Here is a 24,731-nt window from a genome sequence, read left to right on the forward strand (position 1 = left end):
CGTGGTCCGTTCGCCTGTAGTCTCTACGGGTTGCCCTGACGCTCGACACCCACCCCTTGTAGGAGACCCCAGCATGCAGATCGCCGTCGCCGGATCGATCGCGACCGACATCCTGATGACGTTCCCCGGACGCTTCAAGGATCAGTTCCTCGAAGAGCAGATGCACAAGGTGTCGCTGTCGTTCCTGGTCGACGAACTGGTCGTGCACCGCGGCGGTGTCGGCGCGAACATCTGCTACGGGATGGCCCAGCTCGGCCAGCGGTCGCTGCTGATCGGCTCCGTCGGCGCCGACTTCACCGACTACGGCGCGGCGCTTTCCGAGGCGGGGGTCGACGTGTCGCACGTCCGCATCTGCGACAACGTGCACACCGCGCGCTTCACCTGTACGACGGACCTCGACGCGAACCAGATCGCGTCCTTCTACACCGGCGCGATGGCCGAGTCGCGCGAGATCGACCTCGGCGCGATCCACGCCGCGACCGGCGGCATCGACCTGGTCCTGATCGGCGCGGACGACCCGGACGGCATGCTCAAGCACACCGCGCTGGCGAAGGAGAACGGCATCGACATCGCCGCCGACCCCTCGCAGCAGCTGGCCCGGATGGAGGGCGAGCAGATCCGCGAGCTGATCGACGGCGCGACGTACCTGTTCAGCAACGAGTACGAGTCCGGCCTGATGGTGCAGAAGACCGGCTGGAGCCACGCCGAGATCCTCGAGCGGGTCGGCGTCCGGGTCACCACCCACGGCGGCGACGGCGTCGTGATCGAGAACGCGGACGGCATCCTCGCGAAGATCCCGGCCGTCCCGACTCCGGGCCTGGTCGACCCGACCGGTGGTGGCGACGCCTTCCGCGCCGGCTACCTGACCGGCCGCGCCGCGGGCCTCGACCACGAAGCGGCCGCCCAGGTCGGCTGCACGCTGGCGACCACGGTCCTCGAGACCGTCGGCACCCAGGAGTACACGCTGGACCGCCCGAGCTTCCTGACCCGCCTCGCCTCGGCGTACGGCGACGAGGCGGCCGCCACCGCCGCCAGCACCCTCAAACTCGGCTGATCCCCAGCCGCGTCAGTTGCTCAGGCGGACCGTCGTGCCCGGCTGATCCCCAGCCGCGTCAGTTGCTCAGGCGGGCCGTCGTGCGCGCCTGAGCCTCGGCCGCGTCAGTTGCTCAGGCGGGCCAGTGCGCCCGTTTGGGCCAGGACGGCGAAGCGGTCCGGGCAGCCCCAGTGTTCGACGATGCGGCCGTCGACGACCCGCGCCACCTCGAACAGGTGGATGTCGATCGGCGCTCCGCTCGGCGGCCCGAAGAACGGGCCCGTCGCCGTACCGCGCGCCCGTCCGCGCGCCCACACCGTGTCGCCGTGGGTGACCGAGTCCTCGATCGTGTAGACGACGTCCGGCATCATCGCGTGCACATCCCGGATCGCCCGCTTGATCTGCGCGATCGCCTCCGCTCCGGAGCCGGCCAGGCCGAACTGGTGCTCGATCACGTCCGGCGCGCACACCTCGTCGACGATCGCGTCGTTGCCGGTCGCGAACCCCTCCTGCAGGATCCGCTCCAGGACGGCGAGCGCCTCGGACTGGTCCGGCAAAGCCTTCGAAACTGACATCAGCCATACCCCCTGGTGATCTCGATGCACTATCTGTGCATTCGTTGCAGTAGTACTGCAGTGAACGCATTGATAGTGTGCCCGCATGGCCGAAGCTGTCAAGACCTACCGCCAGGAGCAGGCCGAGGCGACCAAGATCCGGATCGCCCAGGCCGCCCGGCGCCTGTTCGCCGCCAACGGGTACGGCGCGACGAGCATCGACGCGATCGCCAAAGAGGCCGGCGTGGCGACCCGGACTATCTATTCGGCCTTCGGCACCAAGCGCGAGATCCTCTCGTTGATCTGCGATCTCTGGCTCAAGGACGCGGGCGCCGTCGAGTTCGCGGGCGAGGTGCTCGCCTTGACCGAGCCGGCCGCTCGACTGCGGGGTGCCGCGCAGTGGCTGACCCGGCTCTATTCGGCCGGCTTCGACGTCGTACTGATCTTCGACGCGGCAACGGACGAGAGCGCCGAGACCCGGGCACTGCTGCGCTCCAAGCTGGCCGGGCGCAATCAGGTGATGGACGCGATGATCGCTTCTCTGGAAGCGGAGTTGAGGATTCCGCTCAAGCAGGCGCAGGCCGTCTATCGCGCGCTTGCCGCGCCGGGGGTCTATCAGGAACTCGTCGACGAGTCCGGCTGGACGCCCGCGGAGTTCGAGCAGTGGGTCGCCGACTCGCTCGAGCGCCAACTGCTTTGAGTCTCCTTCTTCGAGCCTTTCGGCCGGCTTTGCGCTGGGGCGGCTTTTCGCTAGAGTGAACTGTACGTTCAGTTTAGTTAGGAGATCGACATGACCGAAGCAGTTGCGGCGGCGTCCGGCGAGTTCACCATCGGCGGAGACCTGACGGTCCGCCGGCTGGGGTACGGGACGATGCAGCTCACCGGCGACGGCGTGTGGGGTGACCCGCGCGATCCCGACGAGGCGGTCAGGGTGCTGCGGCGTGCGGTCGAGCTCGGGGTGAACTTCATCGACACCGCCGACGCCTATGGCCCGTTCACCGCGGATCTCCTGCTGAAGAAGGCCCTGCATCCGTACGCCGACGACCTGGTGATCGCGACCAAGGCCGGCTTCGCCCGGACCGGTCCGGGCGGCTGGGAGCCGATCGGCCGCCCGGCGTACCTGCGTCAGCAGGTGGAGCTCAGCCTCCGGCACCTCGGCCTGGAGCGGATCGACCTGCTGCAGTTGCACCGGATCGATCCGGAGGTGCCGCTCGCCGACCAGATCGGTGAGCTGGCGACGCTCCAGCAAGAGGGCAAGATCCGGCACATCGGGCTGTCCCAGGTGAGCATCGCGCAGATTGAGGAGGCCGCCGGCACTGCCCCGATCGTCTCGGTCCAGAACCTCTACAACCTCAGCCAGCGCGACGACGAGGACCTGGTGGAGTACGCCGAGAAGAACGGCCTCGGCTTCATCCCCTGGTTCCCACTGGCCACCGGTGAGCTGGCGAAGGCCGGCGGCCCACTCGCCAAGATCGCCGAGAGCCACCACGCGTCACCCTCCCAGCTCGCGCTGGCCTGGCTGCTCAAGCGCTCGCCCGTGATGCTGCCGATCCCGGGCACCTCGTCGGTCGCTCACGTCGAGGACAACATCGACGCGGCAAAGGTCGAGCTGACCCAGGAGGAGTTCGACCAGCTCACGGCGGCGGTCGGCTGATGAGCGTGTGGTTCGTCACCGGCGCGTCCCGGGGTTTCGGTGCCGGGGTCGTCGCGGAGGTGCTTGCCCGGGGCAACCAAGTGGTCGCCGCGGCGCGGCGGCCCGAGGAGATCGAGCGCACGGATCGACTGCTTCCGGTGCCGCTCGATGTCACCGACGAGGCGCAGGCCCGAGCAGCGGTCGAGACTGCCGTGCGCGAGTTCGGCCGGATCGACGTGGTCGTCAACAACGCGGGACGTGGCCTGCTCGGTGCGGTCGAGGAGGCTTCCGACTCGGCCGCACGAGCGGTCTTCGACACCAATGTCTTCGGCGTCCTCAACGTCCAGCGAGCCGTTCTTCCGGTACTGCGCGCACAACGCAGCGGCCGGCTCATCCAGCTCAGCTCGGTCGGCGGTTTCACCGGTACGCCGGGGTGGGGGCTCTACTCGGCGACGAAGTTCGCCGTTGAAGGGTTCTCCGAAGCACTGCACGGCGAGCTGGAGCCGCTCGGCATCCACGTCACGATCGTCGAGCCAGGGCTGTTCCGGACCGACTTCCTGGACGAGTCGAGCCTTCACCAGGCAGGCGAGATCGCCGACTACGCCGACACGGTGGGCACGATGCGGCAATCGTTGGCCGACTGGAACCACGCCCAGCCGGGTGATCCGGTCAAGGCTGCCCGCGCGATCGTCGACCTGGCCGAGCTGCCCGATCCCCCACTGCGCCTCCAGCTCGGCGGGGATTCGGTCGCCCGGGTCGAGGCCAAGCTCGACCAGGTCCGGACCGAGCTCGAGCGGTGGCGGAAGGTCTCGCTGTCGACGGATCACGACGATGCTTGAGCAGTCCTCGCACCCACGCAGCGTGCGCGCCAAGGATTCGGTGCTCGCGGCAACGAAGGAGTTGCTGGACGAGGGCGGGCTCGGGGCGGCGACGGTGGATGCGATCAGTGCCCGGTCCGGGGTGAGCAAGGCGACCATCTACAAGCATTGGCCGTGCCGGACGGCGATCGCGGCCGAGGCGTTCGGGCGGCGGATGGCGGACTCGATCCCGCTGCCGAACGAAGGCAATGTGGTCGACGATCTCACCGAGCAGGTCCGCCGGGTGAGCAAGTTCTACGCCGGGCCGAACGGCAAGGTCTTCGCGCAGTTGCTGGCGGCAAGCGTCACCGACGAGGCGGCCGCGCCGTACTTCCGGGAGTTCTTCCTCGACGCCCGGCGCGCCAACGTCGCCGAACTCTGGGAACGAGGCCTCCGCCGCGGCGAGGTCAACCCCGCCATCTCGGCCGGCACCGCCACCGATCTCCTCTTCGGCCCGCTGATCTTCCGCCTCCTCACCGGCCACGCCCCCCTCACCGCCGACGAAGCCGACGCCATAACCGCAGCCGCCCTCCACGGCCTCCTCACCCCCAGCTAGCACCCGCTCCTCACACCAGGCGGTGGCGGTTCCGCAGACCACCACGCACGACGGCGGATGGTTAGTGGGGTGGGGGGTCCGAGGGGCCGGCCCAGAGGCCTCGGACGTGGCCTATGTGGCGGCGCATCAGGTGTTCGGCGCCGGGGGCGTCGCGGGCTTCGATGAGGTCCATCAGTTCGTGGTGTTCGGCGGCGGATTGGCCCAGGCGGCCGCTTTCCACCAGAGGGGTGAGGCCCAGGAGGCGGGTTTGGGAGCGGAGGTCGGAGACGACGTCCACCAGGCGGCGGTTGCCGCTGTAGGCGAGCAGGGTGACGTGGAAGACCCGGTCCGCCTCGATGTAGTCGATCAGGTTGCCTGCCTCGGCGGCGACGACGATGTCCTGCGCCAGAGTGCGCAGGTGGGGGAAGTCGTCGGCGGGGATCACGGGGACGACGTCGCGGATCGTCGGTGGTTCGATCAGTTGCCGGAGCGCGGCCAGGTCGTCGAGGTCTTCGTCGGACATCTCGGTGACGCGGAAGCCCTTGTTCCGCAGCGAGATGACCAGGCCTTCGCGGACGAGATCGAGCATCGCCTCGCGGACCGGGGTCGCGGAGACCCCGAACCGGGCGCCGAGCGTCGGCGCGGAGTACACCTGCCCCGGTTCCAGCTCGCCGGAGATCACCGCCGCCCGCAGCGCGTTCGCCACGCTGTCCCGCAGGCTCTCCCGCTGCTCCAACGGCCGCACACTCGGCTGCACACCGATCGACTGCGTCCCCACCCGGTCACCTCCCTCGCTCGAATCGTCCCGTCGACCACATTCTGATCCACCCCAGCAACACAACCACCAACGCCCTGCCGCTCACCCCCACCCCATCTCGCCGAACAAACGCCGCCCAACCCGATCCCCCCAGCCCAGACACCACCAGCAACTCTCGATCAACCCGACCCACCAAGCTCCGACACCGCCCCACCACCGCCCGTCAACCCGACCCGCCCACTCGGCACCACCGCACAACGCCCATCAATCCGAGCCACCAAGCTCCGACACCGCCCCACCACCGCCCGTCAACCCGACCCGACCGCTCGGCACCACCGCACGAACGCCGATCAACCCGCCCACCCGGCCCTGACACCAGCCAGCAAACGCCCATCGGCCCGAAGGTCGCCCGGCTCCGACGCCACCGCAAAGGCGGTCAACGGCGACGCGTCTGGTCCGATGTCATCGGGCAAGCATCGGGTGGGGTCGGTCAGCCGGGGCGGACTCCGCCGCCGGTGGAGCGGACCAGGTCGGTCAGGTGGGTGAAGACTCGGTCGGAGCCGATGCCGTCGTGTTCGTATTCGTTCGTGACCCAGGCCTGCAGGTTGCCGACGCGCGCGGCGGTCTCCAACTGCAAACCCGAGTCGACGTACATGTCGTCGTAGTACACCGCCGCCGCCACCGGGACCTCGTTCGCCGCGAGCCGGTCCAAGTCATACAGCGAACTCCACCGTGGACGCGAGGCCAACAATTCGACGGCCGCCTGGAACGGCCGCAGTACGCGGATCTCCTCGAACATCCACGGATACATCATTTCGCCGGTGAACAGCAGCGGCCGGGCCGTCTCCGCGAACTGCGGCCTCGCCGACCGCTCCCGCTCAGCGGCCCAAGCGGTCGCCCCGTCGCCCGACCCGTAGCAAGCCTCCTGCAACGCGGCGAACAACGGCCCGTCGCTGTACGACGAACGCACCATCACCTGGCTGAGGAACGTCTCGGACAACTCATCACCCGAGAACGCCTCGTCGATCAGCCAGTGCATCCGCTCGTAGCCCGGCTTCATACCGAAGTCGATCCCGAGCGACTGCAACCGTCGTACGGTGAGCAGGTCGCCGTCCGGCAGCCGTACGTCGCCCGCCGCGAGGCGGTCCGCGATCGCCGCGATGCGCTGCTCGTCGTGCGGATAGCGTCGGTAGTACTCGCGGTTCTTCGCCTCGACCCGGGGATAGGTCCGCCGGTAGACCTCCGCCGCGTCCGGCTCCACCGAGGCCAGGCCACCCGTGACGTAGCAGGCCGTCAAACCTTCCGGAGCCTGCGACAAGTAGGTCAGCGTGATGAACCCACCGAAGCTCTGCCCGAGCGTCGACCACTTCACGCCACCGAACACCGTCTTCCGTAGATGCTCGGCGTCGGCCACGATCGAGTCGGCACGGAAGTGCGCGAGATAGTCGGCCGCCTCCGAGGCGGTGTCGAAGGACTCCATCCGGCGCCCGTCGACCGGCGTACTCCGACCCGTGCCGCGCTGGTCGAGCAGGATCACGCGATAGGTCTTCAACGCCTGCCCGATCCAGCCCTTGGCGTCGATCGGTCGAGGTGACTTGCCTCCCGGTCCGCCCTGCAGGAACACCAGACACGGCAGGTCCTCGTCCCGGCGAACCGGGTCGACCAACTCCCGCGCGAACACGCTGAGCTGCTCGGAGCCACCCGGGTCCGACCAGTCCAGCGGCACCGAGACCTCGTGCTCGCGGACGTGCATACCGGGGATCGTGTACGTCGTCATACGCTCGCCTTCCGCTCCTGCTCGTGTTGCCGCCGACGCCGGTCCCACTCCGGGTTGATCTGCGGCACAGCCGCCAGCAGCGTCTTCGTGTACTCGTCCCGCGGCTGGTCGAAGATCTGGTCGCGAGTGCCCAACTCCACAATTCTGCCCTTGTTCATCACCGCGACCCGCTGAGCGATCTGCCGTACTACGGCCAGGTCGTGCGCGATGAAGATGTAGCTGAAGCCGCTCTCGCGCTGCAATCGCAGCAGCAGTCTGATCACCTGCGCCTGGATCGACACGTCGAGGGCCGACACGGCTTCGTCGCAGATGACCAACTTCGGGTTCACCGCGAGCGCCCGGGCGATTCCGATCCGCTGGGCCTGGCCGCCGGAGAACTGCGACGGGTACCGCTGCGAGTGGTCCGGGTTCAGCCCGACCCGCTCCATCAGTTCGCGCGCGAAGGCTCGCCGGCCACCGGGTGGCGCGATGCCTTGATAGCTCAAAGGCGCGGTGACGATCCGCTCGACCGTGTACCGCGGGTTCAACGACGAGAAGGGGTCCTGGAACACCACCTGTACGTCGTTGCGGAAGCGGGCCAGACTCTTCCCAGTGGCCCGAGTGATGTCCTGCCCCTCGAACTCCACGGTGCCACGAGTCGGATCGAGCAGCCTCGCCGCGATCCGGGCGGTCGTGGACTTCCCGCTGCCCGACTCCCCCACGATGGCCAGGGTCTCGCCGAGCGAGACCTCGAAGCTCACTTGGTCCACCGCCGTGAAGGCAGCCTTCGGAGCGAGCAGTCCGCCCTGTCCCCGGGTGACGAACTCCTTCGTCACCTCATGCAGCCTCAGCAAAGTCACGAGAGCACCTCGTCGTCGATCCTCGGTACGGCGTCCAGCAGCGCGCGGGTGTAGTCGTGTCGCGGGTCGGAGAAGATCTGCTCGGCCGTTCCGTACTCCACCGGATCGCCGGCGCACATCACCAGCACCCGCCGGGCGATCGAGCTGATCACGGCCAGGTCGTGCGTGATGAAGATCAGGCCTGTACCCGTCTCCGCCTGCAGCTCGGCGAGCAGTTCGAGGATCTGGGCCTGGACCGTCACGTCGAGCGCGGTGGTCGGTTCGTCGGCGATCAGCAGCGCCGGCGAGCAGCACAACGCCATCGCGATCATGATGCGCTGCCGCTGACCACCGGAGAACTGGTGCGGGTAGTGGTCGATCCGGCGGGCGGCGTCCGGGATCCGCACCTGCTCGAGCGCCTCGATCGCCACCCGGCGGGCGTCGCGGCGCGAGCCGCCCCGATGCGCGCGGTAGCCCTCCTCGATCTGCAGACCGACGGTGTAGTACGGATTGAGCGACGACAGCGGATCCTGGAACACCATGGAGATCGCGTTGCCCCGCACGTGGCGCAGCTCAGCCTCCGACCGGCCGAGCAGTTCCTTCCCGTCGAGGCGGATGCTGCCGCTGGTCCGAGCACCGGGTGGCAGCAGGCCGAGCACCGCCAGAGCTGTCATCGATTTACCCGAGCCGGACTCGCCCACGATGCCGAGGGTGTCGTCGCGGCCGACGGTGAAGGACGCGTCGCGTACGACGTCGACCGGCCCGCGGCTGGTGGGCAGGGTGACCGTGAGGTCCTCGACCACGAACAGTGCTTCCGTCATGTCGACGTGACCCTCACTCTCGGATCCAGTGCGGTGTAGACGAGATCGACCACAACGTTGCCTACGACAACGAAGAAGGCGGCCAGCAGGGTGACGGCCATGATCACCGGCTGGTCGTTCTTCGCGATCGAGTCGGCGGCCATCTTCCCGATCCCGTTCAGCCCGAAGACGGTCTCGGTGATCAGGGCGCCACCGAGCAACCCGGCGAAGTCCATCCCGAAGATCGTCGTGATCGGTGTCAGCGCCGGTCGCAGCGCGTGCCGGCGCAGGATCAACGACCGGCTGAGCCCCTTGGCCCGGGCCGTCCGGAGGAAGTTCTCCGACAACGTGTCGATCACGTTCGCCCGAGTCAGCCGCGCGTACAGGCAGGCGTACCCGACCGCCAGGACGGTCCACGGCATCAGGTACGACTCGAACCACAGCATCGGGTTCTCGGTCAGCGGCGGCGCCGACGGGAACGGCAGCACCTGCAACTTGACCACCAGGACGTACTGCAGCACGAGTGCCAGGACATAGTTCGGCACGCTCACGCCGGTGAGCGCGAGCGCCATCGCGCTCCGGTCCCACCAGCTGCCCTGCTTGATCGCACTGATCAGCCCACCGATCACTCCGGCCAGGAGCCACAGCACGGCAGCTCCGACAGCAACAGTGATACTGACCGGCAGCCGGGCGGTGATCATCGACCAGACCGACTCGTTGGTCTGGAAGCTGTACCCGAGGCAGGGCGCTGGACAGTGCACCGTGCCGTAGTCCCGGCCGGCGAAGATGCCCTGCAGGAAATCCCAGAACTGGGCGAGCAAGGGCTGGTTCAAGCCGAGCATCGAGCGAATCGAGTCGATCCGGTCCGGCGTACAGGTCTTCCCGCAGATCATCACCGCGGGATCGGGTGACAGCTTGAAGAAGATCACGTAGGTGAACAGGCAGACCGCCAGCAGGATGACCAGTACGCCGGCGAGCCGGCCGAGAACGTAGCGGACCATCAGGACGCCTCCCCCGCGTCGATCACCGAGCGGATCTTGTCGCCGAGCACTGTCAGCGACAACACGGTGAGGAACAGGAACGCACCGGGGATGGCGAAGAACATCGGGTCCACCGAGTACCAACTGACCGAGCCGGAGATCATCTGGCCCCAGGAAGCGGTCGGCGGCGAGACTCCGACGCCGAGGAACGAAAGCCCCGCCTCGGTCCCGATGTAGCCGGGGAGGGCCAGGGTCGTCATCACGATGATCGAGCCGCGCAGGTTGGGCAGGATCTCGCGGAACACGACAGCGGTGTTCTTCGCCCCCGACGCCCGCGCGGCTTCGACGAACTCCCGGTTCGCCAGCGTCATCGTCTGGCCGCGGATCACCCGGGCCAGATACGGCCAGCCGAACGCACTGATCACCACGACCAGCAGGACCGGGCGGTTCCCGGCCGGCAACGAGGACAGGATCGCGATCATGAAGATCAGTGCCGGGAACGCCATCAGGAAGTCCATCAGCCGGGAGATCACCTGATCCACCCAGCCGCGGTAGAACCCGGCGAGCATCCCGAAGACCACACCGAGGACGCCGGTCAGCACGGTCGCGGACAACGCGATCGTGATCGACACCCGGGCGCCGTAGACGATCCGGGCAAACAGATCCCGGCCGTTCTGCGGCTCGACGCCGAACCAGTGCCGGCCGCTGATCCCGCCGAGCGCACCGTGCGGCACCCCGCCCAGATCGGAGTTGATCGCGGCCGAGTCGAACTCGTACGGTCCCCAGCCGCTGATCTTCGTGATCAGCGGCGCGAACACGGCCATCAGGACCACCAGCAGCAGGAACGCGACGCAGAACAGTGCAGCCTTGTCCCTGCCCAGCCGGGTGAGGATCCGCCGGGTCGAGGTCGGTGGCCCACCGTCAACCGACGGCGAGCCCACCTCCTCGACCTCGAGCAGCGTCGGGGTCGTTGTCATCGGCTACTTCCCGGCGTCCGTCAGGCCCACCGACACCAGGTCGATACCACCGGAGAAGCCGTCGTGCAGGTAGGCGCCCGCGATGTTGCTGCCGACCACCGTGACGACCTTCTCGTACAGCAGCGGCACGATCGGCGCCAGCTTCATGATCTGCTTGTCCAGTTCGCCGTACGCCGCGTTCGCCTGCTTGACGTCGGACATCGCGGCGATCTCGTCGATCCGGCTGTTCACCCCGGGGTCGTTCAGCTGCGCCAGGTTGGAGTTGCCCTTGGCAACGATATTGCGGCCGTCGAACAGCGGTGGCAGGAAGGTCGCGCCGGACGGCCAGTCCGGGCACCAGCCGGTGATCGCCGCGTCGTGCTGCTGCGACGGAGTACCGATCACCTCGTAGTACGTCGAGGTGTCGATGGTGTTGATCTTGACGGTGATCTTCAGCGGCTCCAGCGCCTGCTGGATCGCGACCGCCATCGCCTGCATCTTCGGCTGCGCCCTGGTGTCGAGCGTCAGGGTGAAACCGCCCGCCAGGCCGGCCTCGGCCAGCAGCTTGCGGGCCGCCTCCCGGTCACCCTTGCCGTCCTGGCTCGGGTACGGGTTGTAGTCCACTCGGCCGACCACGGTCGGCGGCTGGATGCTCGTCGCCAGCTCCGCCAGCGACGAACCGCCGACGGCATCCCGCACGGTCTGCTTGTTCACGGCGAGGTTGATCGCCTGCCGCACCCGGACGTCACCCAATGGCTTCTTGGTGGTGTTCAGGCCCATGTACGTCGTGCAGCCGCCGAGGCCGGACAGCGTGCGCTGCTTGAGCTGCGGGGTCTGGACCCGGGCGACCGTGGCCGCCTGGATCGTGCCGGCGATCGCGTTCGCGTCGGTCCCCTGACCGGCGATCATCCGCTCGTCGATGGTGGCGCCGTCGAGTCCGAACGTCCACTGGAACCCGTCCGGCTTCGCGGCCCTGACGCTGTCGGTCTTCGCGTCCCACTTGTCGTTGCGGACCAGTTTCAGCGACGCGCCCGGCTTGTACTGCGCGACCTTGTACGGACCGGACGCGATCGGCTTGGCATCCAGTTGGTTGCCGACCCCGCTGCCGACCGGGATCGGGACGAAGGTGTTCTGGGCGACCACGCTGCCGAAGTCGGCGTACGGCTTCTTCAGGTGGAAGACGACGGTCTTGGCGTCCGGTGTCGCGATCGTCGGAAGGTCGCCGGACTTGTACGGGCCCTGGTAGCTCGCGGGGGCGTCGATGATCTGCTTGGCGTACGGCGAGCCGATCCCGAGTTCGGGGTCCCAGGCGCGCGAGACGCCGAACTTCACCTCGGCGCTGGTGATCGGCGCACCGGTCTCGAAGAACAGTCCGTCCTTCAGGGTGAAGGTCCAGGTCTTCCCGCCGTCCGACGCCTTGCCGGTGTCGGTCGCCAGGTCGGGGACGATCTTGGTGCCCTCGGCACCGGGTGCCGCGCCTTGGGTGGTGAGCGTCCGGTAGATCAACCGGTAGAAGTTGTTCACGCCGCCGTCGAAGCCGCGGGCCGGGTCGAGGTGGGAGAAGCCCGCGTTCGCGAGCACCTGGACGACGCCGCCCTGCGCAGGTTTGCCCGCCGGTCCGGCAGCGTTCTGCGCCGAGCCGGCCGCACCGCCCGAGCAGGCGCTGACCAGCAGCGTGCCGGACAGCGCGAGCCCCACCAGCATGGTCGATCTCTTCATCTGCCTTCTCTCCGTTCGTGGGCTCGACGAGCCCCAGATGGTGGTGTCACGACTGCCGAAACCAGACCCGCATCGCCGCCGCCTCGCGGTTGCCCCAGAGGAAGTAGGGAACGAGCCTTGCCTGCGCCGATCCGGCCGGGCCTTCATCGGCCGATCGGCCGGTCAGCACCGGATACAGCTCGTCCGCCGGCGTCGGCGCGACGCCGGCGGTCACGTCGAGCACGACCTGACCCGGCGTACCGGCGACAACCTCAACCGGTACTACGCGCGCTTCCGCGACCTGCGTCGGTCCGATCAAGAGGTCGTCGACAGGGGCGGCCGCATCCTGTTGCTCGAGGCAATAGACAAGTGGGCCGCGGGCTACGGCGACGGCGCCCCGGGTCGCATCCAGGTAGGGGTGCGAACCATGCGCCCGCGGGGTCATCGGCAACACCAATCGCACCTCGTCGCCCGCGGCGAACCGGCGGTTCACCGTCAGCCATCCCCGGTCGGGCTCGTTGCCGACAGCAACGCCGTTCACGCTCACATCCGCCGCTGCTGCCCAGGCGGGGATGCGAAGAGCCAAGCCGGCCTCGTCATCGGGAGCGCGGTCGACGGTGATCGTGATGTCGCCGTTCCACGGGTACGCCGTACGGACGGTGACGGCGAAGGTCTCAGTGGTCACTCGCGCGTCGGCGTACTGGCAGAGGTAGAGCGTGCCGTCCCGCTCGGCGGCCAAGTAGTCCTGCAACTGGGCCATCCAGCGGATGATGTTGGGCGGACAACACGGGCAACCGAACCAGGACCGGCGTAACGGTTCTCCGCCACTCTCGGCGCCGCTGCGCTGCTCGTGATCAGGCCGACGCTGCAGCGGATTGTCGTAGAAGAAGGCGGCCCCTGCCGCGGAGAGGCCAACGCCGTACGCGTTGTACAGCACGGTTTCGAAGACATCCAGGTACTTCGAATCGCCGCCGGCCAGGAACATCCGCCAGGCCCACTGCATGGTCGCGATCGCCGCGCAGGTCTCGCTGTAGGCGCGCTCGGACGGCAGTTCGTACCGATCGCCGATCGCCTCGTCGGAGTGCCGGCTGCCGAGACCGCCGGTGATGTAGAGCTTGGTCGCGACCATGTCGTCCCAGAGCCGCTCCAACGCGCTGAACAGCGAGGCGTCGCCGGTCTCGAGATGAACATCAGCAGCACCGGCAGCGAGATAAGCCATCCGTACGGCGTGGCCGGTGACGCTCGGCAACTCCCGGATCGGAGCGTTGTCCTGGAAGTAGTCGGCCGGGAACGTGCTGTGCACCAGGTGACCGCGGCCGCGCCGCTCGACGAACAACTGCGCCTGGACGAGGTAGTCCTCGACACCGGTCTCGCGATACAGCTCGACCAGGGCCATCTCGACCTCCGGGTGACCGCAGACCACCTGCTCGCCGGTTGCGCCGAACTTCCGGACGACGAGGTCCGCGAACCGGCGCGCCACCCCGAGCAGTCGCGCGTCGCCGAGCTGACGGTTCGCGGCGACGGCGGCCTGGATCAGGTGGCCGAGGTTGTAGAGCTCGTGTCCCCAGGCGAGGTCCTGCCAGGGCTTCTTCGTCGATTGCGGGTCCTGGAAGAAGGAGTTCAGGTAGCCGTCGGCGGCTTGGACCTGCTCCAGAAGTCCGACCACCTCGTCGAAGAACTCCCGCGCACCGGTCGGCGTCTCGTCGTGGCCGAGTTCGTACGCCAGCCCTTCGAGGGTCTTGTAGAGATCGGTGTCGAGGAACGGGTAGCGGCCGCGGTAGGCGCCCAGCTCCGGATCGAGCAGGCGGCGCAGGTTGTCGAGGTTGCCCGCCGCACGAAGCTCGGCCAGCGCATGCGGCACGGTCGCTTGCCGGTTGCGCCGCTGCCAGTCGTGCAGCAGCCCACCGGTCAGCTCGACCTCGTCAGTGCGCAGCGGCCTGAGCGCGCCGCCGCCAGGACGAACCGCACTACCGCGCTCGGCCGGCCTCGACAGGCGGCTGGGACTCATCGGACCTCCAGTACCGTGTGACATTGCACTGACCCTAAGACCGTCACGCGGTTACCGCCAGGCATTACCGAAAATTGTCCGAAGGGTGACCACCAGTCCTCGGCACGCCCACCGCCGGGCCCGAACGCCGGCGGTGAGCGGTCAGAGGCGGGGGTCTACCGGTTCCGATTCCAGGGCCAGGACGGCGAAGACGGGTTCGTGGATGCGCCACAGGGGTTCGCCGCGGGCGGCTCGGGTCAGGGACTCGAGGCCCAGGGCGTACTCGCGCAGCGCCATCGAGCGTTTGTGGCCGAGGTTGCGGCTGCGGAGGCGGTCGAAGTTGGCCGGCTCGGTGTAGTCGGGGCCGTAGATGATGCGCAGGTACTCCCGGCCGCGGACCTTGAGACCGGGTTGGGCAAGACCCTTCTGGGTGCGCACCAGGTTCGCGGCCGGCTTCACGACCATGCCCTCACCGCCCGCGCCGGTGAGCTCCTCCCACCAGGCAATCCCCGCGTCCCAGGACTCCGGATCGACGTACAGTCGCCGGGTCGGGGTGACCAGCGCGGGGCCGGCCGCGACGAGCCGGTCCGCGATCGCCAGGTGCCAGGCGTGCGGCTTGTCCTCGTACGTCGACCCTTCGGACGCGAGCACCTGGAACGGCGCGATCCGTACGCCGTCGAGTCCTTCGGTCGGCCAGCAGTACCGTCGATACGCGGCGCTGAAGAGTTCCGCGTTGGCCGTACGCCGTTGCGTCCGCGCGAGCAGTTCGCCGACGTCGAGCCCTGCCGCTACGGCCGACTCCAGACCGGCTGTTGCCGCGGGCAACGCAGTACGAGCTGCCGCGCCGACCGCGGCGTACTGGTTCTTCAGGAGTTCGATGGCCTTGGCGCTCCAGGGCAGCAGTTCGGCGTCGAGGAGCAGCCACGAGGTGTCGAACTCGTCGAAGAGTCCGGCCTCCGAGACGACCGCGCGCAGTCGCAGGAGCAGCTCGTTGGTCACCGTGGTGTCGAAGAACGAACGGCCGGTACGGGTGTGGACCGCGCCTCGCCCAGCAAGGCCGAATCGCTTCTCCGCAACGTCGTCGTCCCGCGTCAGCAAGACGACGGCGCGCGAACCCATGTGCTTCTCCTCGCACACCAGTTCGGTCACGCCCTCTGCCCTGTATGCCTCGAAGGCCTGCGCCGGATGCTCCAGCACTCCGGGGATCGGCGACGTGGCGACCGGGCTCATCGTCGGCGGCAGGTAGAGCAGGAAGCGCGGATCGATCGCGAACCGGCTCATCACTTCCAGCGCGGCACCGGCCTGCTCCGCGCGGATGCTCAGCCGCCCGTGCGTCGCGGTCTCGATCACGCGGCGACCGGTGACATCGGTGATGTCCAGTACGTCGGGCTCGCGGCCGGGAGCGGTTGCCACGTGCAACGGCTTCGCGGGCTCGTAGTACTGCTCGAAGGCTTCGACCGAGACCAGTTCGCGCTCGGGGTACCGCAGTGCGGTCAGTGAGCCGCCGAAGACGCAGCCGGTGTCCAGGCAGATGGTGTTGTTGATCCACTCCGGGACCGGCGTCGGGGTGTGACCGTAGACGACCATCGCCCGACCGCGGTAGTCGTTCGCCCACGGGTAGCGCACCGGCAGGCCGAACTCGTCGGTCTCCCCCGTCGTCTCGCCGTACAGGCAGAAGGCGCGGACGCGGCCGGAGGTGCGGCCGTGCATCCGCTCGACCAGGCCCGCATGCGACACGACGAGGTTGCCGCCGTCGAGGACGTAGTGCGAGATCAGGCCGTCGATGAACCTCTCGACCTCCGCACGGAACTCCTCCGGCTCGGCGGCGAGCTGCGCGAGAGACTCCTCGAGTCCGTGGCTGAGCTTGACCTTCTTGCCCCGCAGGGCTTTGAGCAACTTGTCCTCATGGTTGCCGGGCACACAGAACGCGTTGCCACTGGCAACCATCCCCATCACCAGCCGCAGCACACCCGGCGTATCCGGGCCTCGATCGACCAGATCGCCCACGAACACCACCCGACGCGAAGGTGATGCGGCCGCGTCGACCCGCGACTCCGGCGCCACCGTGCTCCCGCTGTGAGAAGCATCGATCGGTCGGCCGTCCGGATCGCGGGTGATCGCGTAGCCCAGCTGTCCCAGCAGTTGTTCCAGCTCGGCGCGGCAGCCGTGGATGTCGCCGATGATGTCGAACGGACCGGTCTGGTCGGTCAGGTCGTTGAACAGCCGGGTGCGTTCGATGCTGACGGCATCGATCGCCTCGGCGCTGTCGAGGACATGAACGCTCCGGAAGCCTTCCCGCTTGAGGTTGCGCAGTCCGCGCCGCAGTTGCTGACGCTGCCGCTGGACGACGTGCGGGCCGAACTGGCGGTCCGGCCGCAGTGCGTTCCGCTCGACCGCTACCCGCTCGGGCACGTCGAGGACGATCGCGACCGGCAGTACGTCGTACTCGCGGGCCAGTGCGACCAGTTGCTTGCGCGATTCCGGCTGCACGCTGGTCGCGTCGATCACCGTCAGCCGCCCGGCCGCGAGCCGCTTGGCCGCGATGAAGTTCAGTACTTCGAACGCGTCCTTGCTGGCGGCCTGGTCGTTCTCGTCGTCCGAGACCAGGCCGCGGCAGAAGTCGCTCGAGATCACCTCGGTGCCGAGGAAGTGCTTGCGCGCGAACGTGGACTTGCCCGAGCCGCTCACGCCGATCAGGACGACCAGGCTCAGCGCGGGAATGCCGATGCGGTCCATCAGACGGCCTCCTTCAGGCGGAACAGAGCGAGCTGGGTCGGCGGGCCTACGTCGGGGTCGTCCGGTCCGACCGGACGGAACGACACGTCGTACCCATAGGCCAGGCAGACCGACGCGGCCCAGTCCTGGAACTCCGCGCGGGTCCATTCGAACCGGTGATCGGGATGGCGGAAGGCGCCGGCCGGCAGCGTCTCGAAGCGCACGTTGTGCTCGGAGTTCGGCGTGGTCACGACGACATTGCCCGGCCGGGCCGCACCGAACACCGCGTGGGCGAGCGCGGGCAGCCGGGGCGGGTCGACGTGCTCGATCACCTCCATCAGCACGGCGGCGTCCAGGTCGGCGAGGCGCGCATCGGCGTACGTGACGGAGGACTGGAAGAGTCGCAACCGCTCGCGCCGGCGGTCGGACATCTCGTCCACGTGCAGGCGCCGCTCGGCATACGTGAGCGCTCGCGCGGAAACATCCGTCGCCACCACCTCGGTGAACGACGAGTCCTTCAGCAGTTGGGCCACCAGCACTCCCTCGCCGCAGCCGAGATCCGCCACCCGCCGGGCCCCGAGCTCGCGCAGCAGGTCGACCACCGCCGTACGCCGCTGCACCGCCAAAGAGACCGGCTTCTCCGAATCGCCGGCGAGGTCGTCGCCGACTTCGGCGACGGGCTCGTCCGGGGACGTCTCGACTTCCACACCGTCCGATTCGACGAGGCGGTCCAGGGCTTCCAGTGCGGAGTCGGTCAAGCGTTTGCGATGGGCCAGGTAGCGCCGCGAGATCAGCTCGCGATCCGGGTGGGTGCCGAGCCACCCGTCGCCGGCGCGCACCAGCTTGTCGACCTCGTCGGACCCGACCCAGTAGTGCTTCGCGTCGTCGAGCACCGGCAGCATCACGTACAGGTGGTGCAGCGCGTCGGCGAGCCGGAGCTCACCACGCAGCCGCAGGTCGACGTACCGCGAATCCCCCCACGCCGGGATCTCGGGATCGAGCGGCACCGGCCGGGCGTCGACCGACCAGCCGAGCGGGCTGAACAGCCGCTCGGCCATCGCCGCACCACCGCGACACGGCAGCGCCGGCACGCGGATGTCCAGCAGGATCGGCCGGGTGGCGAGGTCGGGACGGGCGTCGCAGCGGCCGGTCATCGCAGTTCGGAAGAGTTTGCCGACCGCTACGGCGAGCAGGCTGGACGCGGCGTACGGGCGGTCGTTCACGTACTGCCCGAGGGTGAAGCCCTCGGTGGCGCGGCCCTTGCCGGAGCGGACCAGCGCGATCGGATCGACCTCGAGCAGTACGGCGACCGTGCAGCGCTCGTCCGTGGCCTCAGGGTAGAACACGTGGACCGTGCCACCGGCCACCTCCAACGACTGCGGTCGCGCCGGATTCTTGTGCAGCAGGAATCCGAGGTCGGTCGCAGGAGCGCCGAGGCCGGCTGAGGTGGTACCGATCGTCAGGAACACGTCCGCATTCGATCACGCCCGCCGTTCAACGGCGCGTCATTTGATCTGCGGCCGGACGTCGAGACACGCGGCAAGAGGTCTGGCGCGCGAGCGGTTTTGGTTCTAGCTTGTTTTGCAGCAGAAAAGTCGCTACAGACCGTCCTTCCCCGCTGACAGTCCGTACCGGTCCCCGGTTTGTGGCGAGCCATCCCACCACGCCGACACGGGGAAAGGACCATGGCATCTCCCTCAGGCCAACCCAAGGCCGACCAGTCCCACCCAGCACTCACCGCCAGGACCGCAGCGCACCTCGCCAGCATCGGAGGGGCCCGCCGGTGAAACCCCAGACCTTCGAACTCGTTCGGTACGCCGACGTCAGCGGAGTCTCCGGCACCGGAACAGTGGCCGAAGGATGCGTCTTCACCGACGGATCGGTCGCTCTGCGCTGGCACGGCCAGAACCCTTCGACCGCCGTCTGGCCGGACCTCGACTCCATCCTCGCCGTCCACGGCCACTGCGGCGCGACCGTGGTGCGCTGGCTGGACGTCTCCGAGATGGAGACCGTCCCGGGCACGGACCTGCTTCCGGGCGAGGTCTCGCACATCCTCGCCACCGGCCGGCACACACATCATCCCCCGGTGGTCGCCACAGCCTGACAGCCCGTACCACGTGCCGCGTGCGGCTCGAGGCCGGCGCCAGGGTCAGGAGTTGATTCCGGTCAGGGCGAAGAACTCCTGGCGGGAGCTCGGGTTGTCGCGCAGCATCCCGTGCAGGGACGACGTGACCGTCAGAGCGCCCGCGGCACGGACGCCGCGCAGCGACATGCACAGGTGCTCGGCTTCGATCACGACGCCGACGCCCTTCGGCGCGAGCTGGTCCTGGAGCCAGTTGGCGACCTGCTTGGTGAGACGTTCCTGCACCTGCAGGTCGCGGGCGAACAGTTCGACGACGCGGGCCAGCTTGGACAGCCCGAGGATGCGGTCACCCGGCAGGTAGCCGACGTGCGCGACGCCCTGGAACGGCAGCATGTGGTGTTCGCAGAGCGACTGCACGGGGATGTTCCGGGCGAGCACGAGCTCGTCGTACCCCTCGTCGTTGGGGAACGTGGTCAGCTCGAACTCGCGCGGCGTCAGCATCTCGGCGTACGCGTGCGCCACCCGACGCGGCGTGTCGGCCAGGTGCACGCTGTGCGGATCGCGGCCGAGCGCCTTCAGCAGATCCGCGACGGCGCGTTCGGCCGCCGGAAGGTCGATCTCGGCGCGTCCCGCCACCACGTGCAGAGGCACCACCGCATCGGGCAGGCCGAGCTCCGGGTCGGTGAACGGCTCCGCCTCAGACCGGATCATCGTCATCTGCGCTCCTCACAGCGTCAGTCAGGCTGAGCCGCCTACGGTAGAACTCCGCCAGCTATTCCGTCAACGAGAGTTGTCGATACAATACCTCGGTGGACCCCAACCACCTCGCCGGCGTCCAGGCGATCGCCGCGCTCGAGGAACCGACCAGGCGACAGCTGTACGAGCTCGTCGTCCGCAGCCCCACGCCGGTCGGCAAGGACGAGGCGGCTGCCGCGGCCGGTGTCCCCCGGACCACCGCGGCTTTCCATCTCGACAAGCTGGTCGGCGAAGGCCTGCTGAGCGTCGTGTACGAACGCCGCTCCGGCCGCGGCGGTCCAGGCGCCGGCCGGCCCGCGAAGCTCTATCGCCGCTCGGACCTCGAAGTCGAGGTATCCGTGCCCGAACGAACGTACGGCGTGGCCGGCCACCTGCTCGCCGCGGCACTCGAAGACGCCGAGTCCAGCGGAGAGTCGCCGGCCCGCGCCCTCGCGCGGCATGCCGCTCGCTACGGCAGAACGCTCGGCGAAACAGCGCGCGGAACCGGGGATGTCGTCCAGGTGCTGGAGCGGCAGGGCTTCGAACCGCGCCAGGACGGCCCGGACATCCTGCTGGGCAACTGCCCCTTCCATCAGCTGGCGAACGAGCATCCGCAGCTGGTCTGTGGAATGAATCTGCAGCTGATCGAGGGCTTGCTGGACGGCCTGGGCGACGCTGACCGGGAAGCGCTGCTGGCTCCCAGTGCGGGGAATTGCTGTGTGCGGCTCAGCCAGAAGACTGCCGCCGACTAGGCTGTCGCGGTGGCAAAGAGCAAGCAGATCGGGCAAGGCACCCCGGCGACCGTCGCGCTGACCAAGGCGGGCCTGCCGTTCACGACACACACCTACGATCACGACCCGGCTGCCAAGTCATACGGCCTGGAAGCCGCCGAAGCGCTCGGTCTCGCGACGGCTCAGGTGTTCAAGACGCTGCTCGTCGACGTCGACGGCAAGCTCGCGGTCGGTGTGGTGCCGGTCGACAGGCAACTCGATCTCAAGGCCGTCGCCGCCGCACTCAACGGCAAGAAGGCCACGATGGCCGACCCGGCAGCTGCCGAGCGCAGTACCGGCTATGTCGTCGGGGGCATCAGCCCGATCGGCCAGAAGCGAAGCCTGCCGACCGTCGTGGACAGTTCGGCCGCCGAGCAGGACACCGTCTACGTCTCCGGCGGCCGCCGCGGCCTCGACATCGCCCTCGCTCCCGCCGACCTCATCACCATCACCGCCGCCCGCACCGCACCCATCGCCCGCTGAGGGTCTACCCGGTCCAGATCGAGCTCAGGTGATGCAGGCGCAGGGACTCCAGGTGAAGCCGGCCGTTGGTGAACAGCTCGACGCCGTGCCCACCGGGCAGGCTGTCGAAGTTCACGTTGTGGCTCTGATAGACCTCGCCGTCGTTGCCGAAGACCTCGAGCTGACCCCGATCCACCAGCAATCTCAGCGCGATCCGGCCGTCGTGCGGAATCAGCGTTGCACCGTCGAGCTCGTTGGCCGAGGCGTCGTAGGCGACCTCGCGAGCTGACCGGCCGTCCGGACCTGTGCGCAGCCGGAAGCCCAAGCGCGTCGCTTGCTGGATGTCGATCACGGCCTCGATCTCATACGTGTCCGCTGTGATTGCCGCCAGCAACCGTTGCGCTGCGGCGCTGTCCAGCGTCAGGTTGTCCCAGCTCTGCGTGGCGGTCCGCAATGAGGCGATCTCCGGCACCGGGGTGCACAGCACGCGCGGACCGGACGGCGTCGACTGCAATCGTTGCTCGACCGGGACCGTCGCGTTGCCGGTCCAGCTCGAGCCCTTGTTGCCGCCCTGCCAGGCCATCGAGACGACCCGGTCGGTGGGCAGGTTCGCGAAGGTGAGGGCCGCGTAGTAGTCGCTCCCGGCGTACGTGTCGATCTGGTTGATCTTCTGCGGTGCCGGCGAGGACGTGCTGAACGTCGTACCGTCGAAGTCGCCGACGACGTACTTGCCGCTGCCTGCGCTGAGTACCCAGGCGAAGGCGTCGGCGATCGGCATCCGGACCAGGTCGGGGCACTCGAAGAGCCAGTCCGCTTCGTATCGCGATGCGAAGGTCCAGTCGAGCAGGTCGACCGAGGTGAAGAAGTCGACGCCGTTGCCGCCCTGATCCGACCACACCACCATTCCCCAGCGCCGCGAGTCCGGATCCCAGAACACCTTGGGATCACGGCTCGTCTCCGCTGTCGGCTTCACGACCTTGCGTCCGTTGTCGAAGGACCTGAAGGTGTTGCCGCCGTCGAGGCTGTAGAAGACGGTGACGCCGTTGGTTCCGGAGTACACCACGATCGGTTCGTCGTCGCCCTCCTTCAGCCCGGTCACGTTGCCGAGGTCAACGACCCCGCCGCCGGACCACAGGTCGCCGGGGTGCGCGGCTGGATCGAGCGCGATCGGTTGCTGCTGCCAGTGCACGAGATCCGGGCTCGTCGCGTGTCCCCAGTGCATGGTGTCCCAGGCCAGCCCGTGCGGGTTGTGCTGGTAGTAGAGGTGGTAGACGCCGCGGTAGTACAGCGGCGCGTTCACGTCGTTCATCCAGCCGCCGCGCGAGCTGAAGTGGAACTGCCCGCGATTGTCCTCCTGATAGTCCGTCTCAGGATAGGGAAAGTCCGGGTGATCCACAGTCGCTCCCTGCTCGAACGCCTACGTCCGAAGAACTGTAGTTGCCTTCGGACGTAGCCGCCCGGTTCAGCCTGTGACGCTGGGACGACCTGTCTCCAGGTGGCCGGTCAGGCGGCGGCGGTAGGTCGGGTCTTCGGCGGTGGTGACCTCGAGGTCGTACCAGCCGTGGTCGGTGGGCCAGGTGAGGGTGCGGAGGTGCCGGCCGCGGAGGTGTTCGTTGAGTGTGCGGCCGCCGTAGCCGCGGGCCTTGAGCTTCACGGTCAGCGGTTTGGTGCCGGTGTTCTCGAGTTCCACGTGCAGTGAGGTTCCGGCACTGCTGGCCCGTACGTCGAGACCCGCCGCGACGCCGTCAGTCGAGCCGGCCAGCTCGACCCAGAAGCGGTTCGGTCCTTGAACGGAGAGCTCGTACGGACCGGACACCGCGATGTCGCGGAAGAGTTGTCCGCGGACGTCGACGTGGGCCGGCGCGGGCAGTTCACCGCCGTACGGATAGAGGGTGAAGTGCGCGGCCTCGTCCGCTTTGTTGCCCAATCGCAGTTTCAGCTTGCCATCGGCAACAAAGCCCGAAACCGACGGCTGGTAAGGCAGAGCGCGAGCCGGACGGCGACCGGGCTCCTGCAGCGGCAGGGCCTGGGTGGTGGGCGGAGTCGGCTTCCAGCGGCTGACCGGCGCCGGTACCGGACCGGGTGCGTCGACCGTCGGCTGACGGTACGACTTCGTGAAGTCGAACGCCGAGAGCAGGTCGCCGCAGACTGTCCTGCGCCACGAACTGATGTTCGGTTCCCGCACCCCCGTCCAGCGCTCCAGGAACTGGATCACCGAGGTGTGGTCGGCGACCTGCGAGTTCACGTGGCCGCCGACGGTCCACGGCGACACCACGGTCATCGGAACGCGCGGGCCGAGACCGATCGGCCGGCCGGAGTACCAGTCGTCGCCCTCACCCGAGGCGGGCCGCGGGGCGACGGGCGGCGGGACATGGTCGAAGTACCCGTCGTTCTCGTCGAAGTTGATCAGCAGCACGGTCTTCGACCAGGTCTCCGGATCCGAGGCGATCGCGTCGAGCAGGTCGTAGACGAGGTTCGCACTGCCGACCGGTGTCGACACGCTCGGGTGCTCGGAGTCGACTGCCGACGGGACCAGCCAGCTGACCTGGGGTAGCTTGCCGGCCTTGATGTCCGCGCGAACCCGGCGTACGAGTGACTCCGGCTCGCTGCGGTACATCGCCTGGTAGAACAGCTTCTGGTCCTTGGCCGGCTGCAACGCGACGGCAGCCTTCAGTTGAGCGAGCGCCTCGGCCTGCTCGGCCGGAGTCTTGTCTAACAACCGGTCGTAGAACTCCTCGGTGGTCCGGTAGCCACCCGGAACGGTACTGAGGATCCGGTGCCCGAGTTCCTTGAAAGTCTTGAAGTACTCGACGGCGTTGTCGGTGAAGTTGTCCCACTCCTGGTAGATCTGCCAGGACACCCCGGCCGCTTCCAGCCGTTCCGGGTACGCCGTCCAGTCGTAGCCGGCGTGGTCGTAGTCGTACGCCGCGTTGGTGACCGCGCGCTGCGTAGTACCCGGTTCGTAGCCGGTCGTGCCGGACCACAGGTAGTTCCGGTTCGGGTTGGTCGAGCCGTTCACCGAGCAGTGGTAGGCGTCGAGGATCGTGAAGGTCTCGGCCAACTCGTACTGCATCGGGATGTCGCGACGCTCGTAGTGCGTCATCGTGGCCGCGGTCTTGGCCTGCACCCAGTCGTCGTTCCAGCCGTTGCTCCAGGCCTGGGTCGCGTCACCGAAGCCGTGCGCGAGCGCGCCGAGGTACTGGATGTCGTCCGCCTTCCGGCCCGCGTCGGCGGCGGCCCGGCGGATCGAGAACGGGAGCACCTCGCCGCCGCCGGTGACCGGCTGCCGGAAGACCGGCTTGCCGTTGCGAAGGCGGAGCGGCTGACGGTCGCCGTACCCGCGCACGCCGCGCAGCGTGCCGTAGTAGTGGTCGAACGAGCGGTTCTCCTGCATCAGGACGATCACGTGCTCGACAGCCCGCAGGCCGCCCGGTCGCATCGGTTGCGCCATCGCGGTGTGCAGCGACGGTGGGAGCAGCGAGAGCGCTGCCCCACCGGCAGCTGAACCAAGCAGGAGACGGCGGGAGATCTCAGTCATGCGTCGGACGCTAATTCACCACCGCGGCCTCGCGGGATGGCTG

At 68.3% G+C, this 24,731-nt stretch carries 22 protein-coding genes; 8 read left to right on the top strand and 14 right to left on the bottom strand.

Features of this window, described 5'->3' with window-relative positions:
• The first annotated feature begins 73 nt into the window (after positions 1-73).
• Positions 74-1,054, top strand: coding sequence for a carbohydrate kinase family protein (locus EV138_RS03640; RefSeq protein ID WP_133977022.1), 981 nt, complete (start codon positions 74-76; stop codon positions 1,052-1,054).
• Positions 1,055-1,158: 104 nt separating this feature from the next.
• Here the strand turns inward: EV138_RS03640 and EV138_RS03645 are convergent, their stop codons facing one another.
• Positions 1,159-1,608, bottom strand: a complete 450-nt coding sequence (locus EV138_RS03645; RefSeq protein ID WP_133977023.1) for an ester cyclase — start codon at positions 1,606-1,608, stop codon at positions 1,159-1,161.
• Positions 1,609-1,693: 85 nt separating this feature from the next.
• On the opposite strand from EV138_RS03645, the gene EV138_RS03650 reads away from it, so the two are divergent.
• From EV138_RS03650 to EV138_RS03665, 4 genes are all read left to right on the top strand, one after another.
• Positions 1,694-2,287, top strand: coding sequence for a TetR/AcrR family transcriptional regulator (locus tag EV138_RS03650; protein WP_133977024.1), 594 nt, complete (start codon positions 1,694-1,696; stop codon positions 2,285-2,287).
• Positions 2,288-2,377: 90 nt separating this feature from the next.
• Complete coding sequence (locus EV138_RS03655) at positions 2,378-3,241, top strand: aldo/keto reductase (protein ID WP_133977025.1); 864 nt, start codon at positions 2,378-2,380, stop codon at positions 3,239-3,241.
• Positions 3,241-4,059 (top strand): oxidoreductase, encoded by an 819-nt coding sequence (locus tag EV138_RS03660; RefSeq protein WP_133977026.1) that lies wholly within the window; start codon positions 3,241-3,243, stop codon positions 4,057-4,059. Before EV138_RS03655 ends, EV138_RS03660 begins: the two co-directional genes overlap by 1 nt.
• Positions 4,052-4,633, top strand: a complete 582-nt coding sequence (locus tag EV138_RS03665) for a TetR/AcrR family transcriptional regulator (protein ID WP_133977027.1) — start codon at positions 4,052-4,054, stop codon at positions 4,631-4,633. Before EV138_RS03660 ends, EV138_RS03665 begins: the two co-directional genes overlap by 8 nt.
• Positions 4,634-4,694: 61 nt before the next feature.
• Here EV138_RS03665 and EV138_RS03670 read toward each other — a convergent pair whose 3' ends face one another.
• From EV138_RS03670 to EV138_RS03715, 10 genes are all read right to left on the bottom strand, one after another.
• On the bottom strand, positions 4,695-5,390 hold the full coding sequence (locus EV138_RS03670) for a GntR family transcriptional regulator (protein ID WP_238157940.1): 696 nt from the start codon (positions 5,388-5,390) through the stop codon (positions 4,695-4,697).
• A gap of 469 nt (positions 5,391-5,859) precedes the next feature.
• Positions 5,860-7,146 carry an alpha/beta fold hydrolase gene (locus tag EV138_RS03675; RefSeq protein WP_133977028.1) on the bottom strand — a complete coding sequence of 429 codons (1,287 nt, stop codon included), beginning with the start codon at positions 7,144-7,146 and terminating at the stop codon, positions 5,860-5,862.
• Positions 7,143-7,985 carry an ATP-binding cassette domain-containing protein gene (locus tag EV138_RS38365; RefSeq protein ID WP_133977029.1) on the bottom strand — a complete coding sequence of 281 codons (843 nt, stop codon included), beginning with the start codon at positions 7,983-7,985 and terminating at the stop codon, positions 7,143-7,145. Before EV138_RS38365 ends, EV138_RS03675 begins: the two co-directional genes overlap by 4 nt.
• Positions 7,982-8,785, bottom strand: a complete 804-nt coding sequence (locus EV138_RS03685) for an ABC transporter ATP-binding protein (RefSeq protein WP_133977030.1) — start codon at positions 8,783-8,785, stop codon at positions 7,982-7,984. Before EV138_RS03685 ends, EV138_RS38365 begins: the two co-directional genes overlap by 4 nt.
• The gene (locus tag EV138_RS03690; RefSeq protein ID WP_133977031.1) at positions 8,782-9,765 is read right to left on the bottom strand and encodes an ABC transporter permease; all 984 of its coding nucleotides are present in this window, start codon (positions 9,763-9,765) and stop codon (positions 8,782-8,784) included. Before EV138_RS03690 ends, EV138_RS03685 begins: the two co-directional genes overlap by 4 nt.
• Positions 9,765-10,721 carry an ABC transporter permease gene (locus EV138_RS03695; RefSeq protein ID WP_133977032.1) on the bottom strand — a complete coding sequence of 319 codons (957 nt, stop codon included), beginning with the start codon at positions 10,719-10,721 and terminating at the stop codon, positions 9,765-9,767. The genes EV138_RS03690 and EV138_RS03695 overlap by 1 nt, the downstream gene beginning before the upstream one ends.
• Before the next feature lie 3 nt (positions 10,722-10,724).
• Positions 10,725-12,419 (bottom strand): ABC transporter substrate-binding protein, encoded by a 1,695-nt coding sequence (locus EV138_RS03700; protein ID WP_238157941.1) that lies wholly within the window; start codon positions 12,417-12,419, stop codon positions 10,725-10,727.
• 46 nt (positions 12,420-12,465) lie between these two features.
• Positions 12,466-14,406: a glycoside hydrolase family 127 protein gene (locus tag EV138_RS03705; protein WP_133977033.1), complete on the bottom strand. Its 1,941-nt coding sequence runs from the start codon at positions 14,404-14,406 to the stop codon at positions 12,466-12,468.
• Between the two features lie 141 nt (positions 14,407-14,547).
• Positions 14,548-17,121 carry a polynucleotide kinase-phosphatase gene (locus tag EV138_RS03710; protein WP_133977034.1) on the bottom strand — a complete coding sequence of 858 codons (2,574 nt, stop codon included), beginning with the start codon at positions 17,119-17,121 and terminating at the stop codon, positions 14,548-14,550.
• Positions 17,121-18,569 (bottom strand): 3' terminal RNA ribose 2'-O-methyltransferase Hen1, encoded by a 1,449-nt coding sequence (locus EV138_RS03715; RefSeq protein ID WP_133977035.1) that lies wholly within the window; start codon positions 18,567-18,569, stop codon positions 17,121-17,123. The genes EV138_RS03710 and EV138_RS03715 overlap by 1 nt, the downstream gene beginning before the upstream one ends.
• Before the next feature lie 314 nt (positions 18,570-18,883).
• Here EV138_RS03715 and EV138_RS03720 point away from each other — a divergent pair, with 314 nt between their 5' ends.
• The gene (locus tag EV138_RS03720) at positions 18,884-19,204 is read left to right on the top strand and encodes a hypothetical protein (protein WP_112247638.1); all 321 of its coding nucleotides are present in this window, start codon (positions 18,884-18,886) and stop codon (positions 19,202-19,204) included.
• Between the two features lie 45 nt (positions 19,205-19,249).
• On the opposite strand, the gene folE is transcribed toward EV138_RS03720, so the two are convergent.
• Complete coding sequence (gene folE, locus EV138_RS03725) at positions 19,250-19,900, bottom strand: GTP cyclohydrolase I FolE (protein ID WP_439648959.1); 651 nt, start codon at positions 19,898-19,900, stop codon at positions 19,250-19,252.
• A 92-nt stretch (positions 19,901-19,992) separates the two neighbouring features.
• Here folE and EV138_RS03730 point away from each other — a divergent pair, with 92 nt between their 5' ends.
• Entirely contained in the window at positions 19,993-20,670 is a 678-nt protein-coding gene (locus tag EV138_RS03730) for a helix-turn-helix transcriptional regulator (protein WP_133977036.1), read from the top strand.
• Between the two features lie 9 nt (positions 20,671-20,679).
• Positions 20,680-21,171 carry a Cys-tRNA(Pro) deacylase gene (gene ybaK, locus EV138_RS03735; RefSeq protein WP_133977037.1) on the top strand — a complete coding sequence of 164 codons (492 nt, stop codon included), beginning with the start codon at positions 20,680-20,682 and terminating at the stop codon, positions 21,169-21,171.
• Positions 21,172-21,175: 4 nt separating this feature from the next.
• On the opposite strand, the gene EV138_RS03740 is transcribed toward ybaK, so the two are convergent.
• Together EV138_RS03740 and EV138_RS03745 are read right to left on the bottom strand one after the other, a co-directional pair.
• Positions 21,176-22,546 carry a glycoside hydrolase family 32 protein gene (locus EV138_RS03740; RefSeq protein WP_133977038.1) on the bottom strand — a complete coding sequence of 457 codons (1,371 nt, stop codon included), beginning with the start codon at positions 22,544-22,546 and terminating at the stop codon, positions 21,176-21,178.
• A gap of 66 nt (positions 22,547-22,612) precedes the next feature.
• Complete coding sequence (locus EV138_RS03745) at positions 22,613-24,688, bottom strand: phosphocholine-specific phospholipase C (protein ID WP_133977039.1); 2,076 nt, start codon at positions 24,686-24,688, stop codon at positions 22,613-22,615.
• Positions 24,689-24,731 lie beyond the last annotated feature (43 nt).

The sequence above is a fragment of the Kribbella voronezhensis genome, assembly GCF_004365175.1.
In the GTDB taxonomy this organism is placed as follows: domain Bacteria; phylum Actinomycetota; class Actinomycetes; order Propionibacteriales; family Kribbellaceae; genus Kribbella; species Kribbella voronezhensis.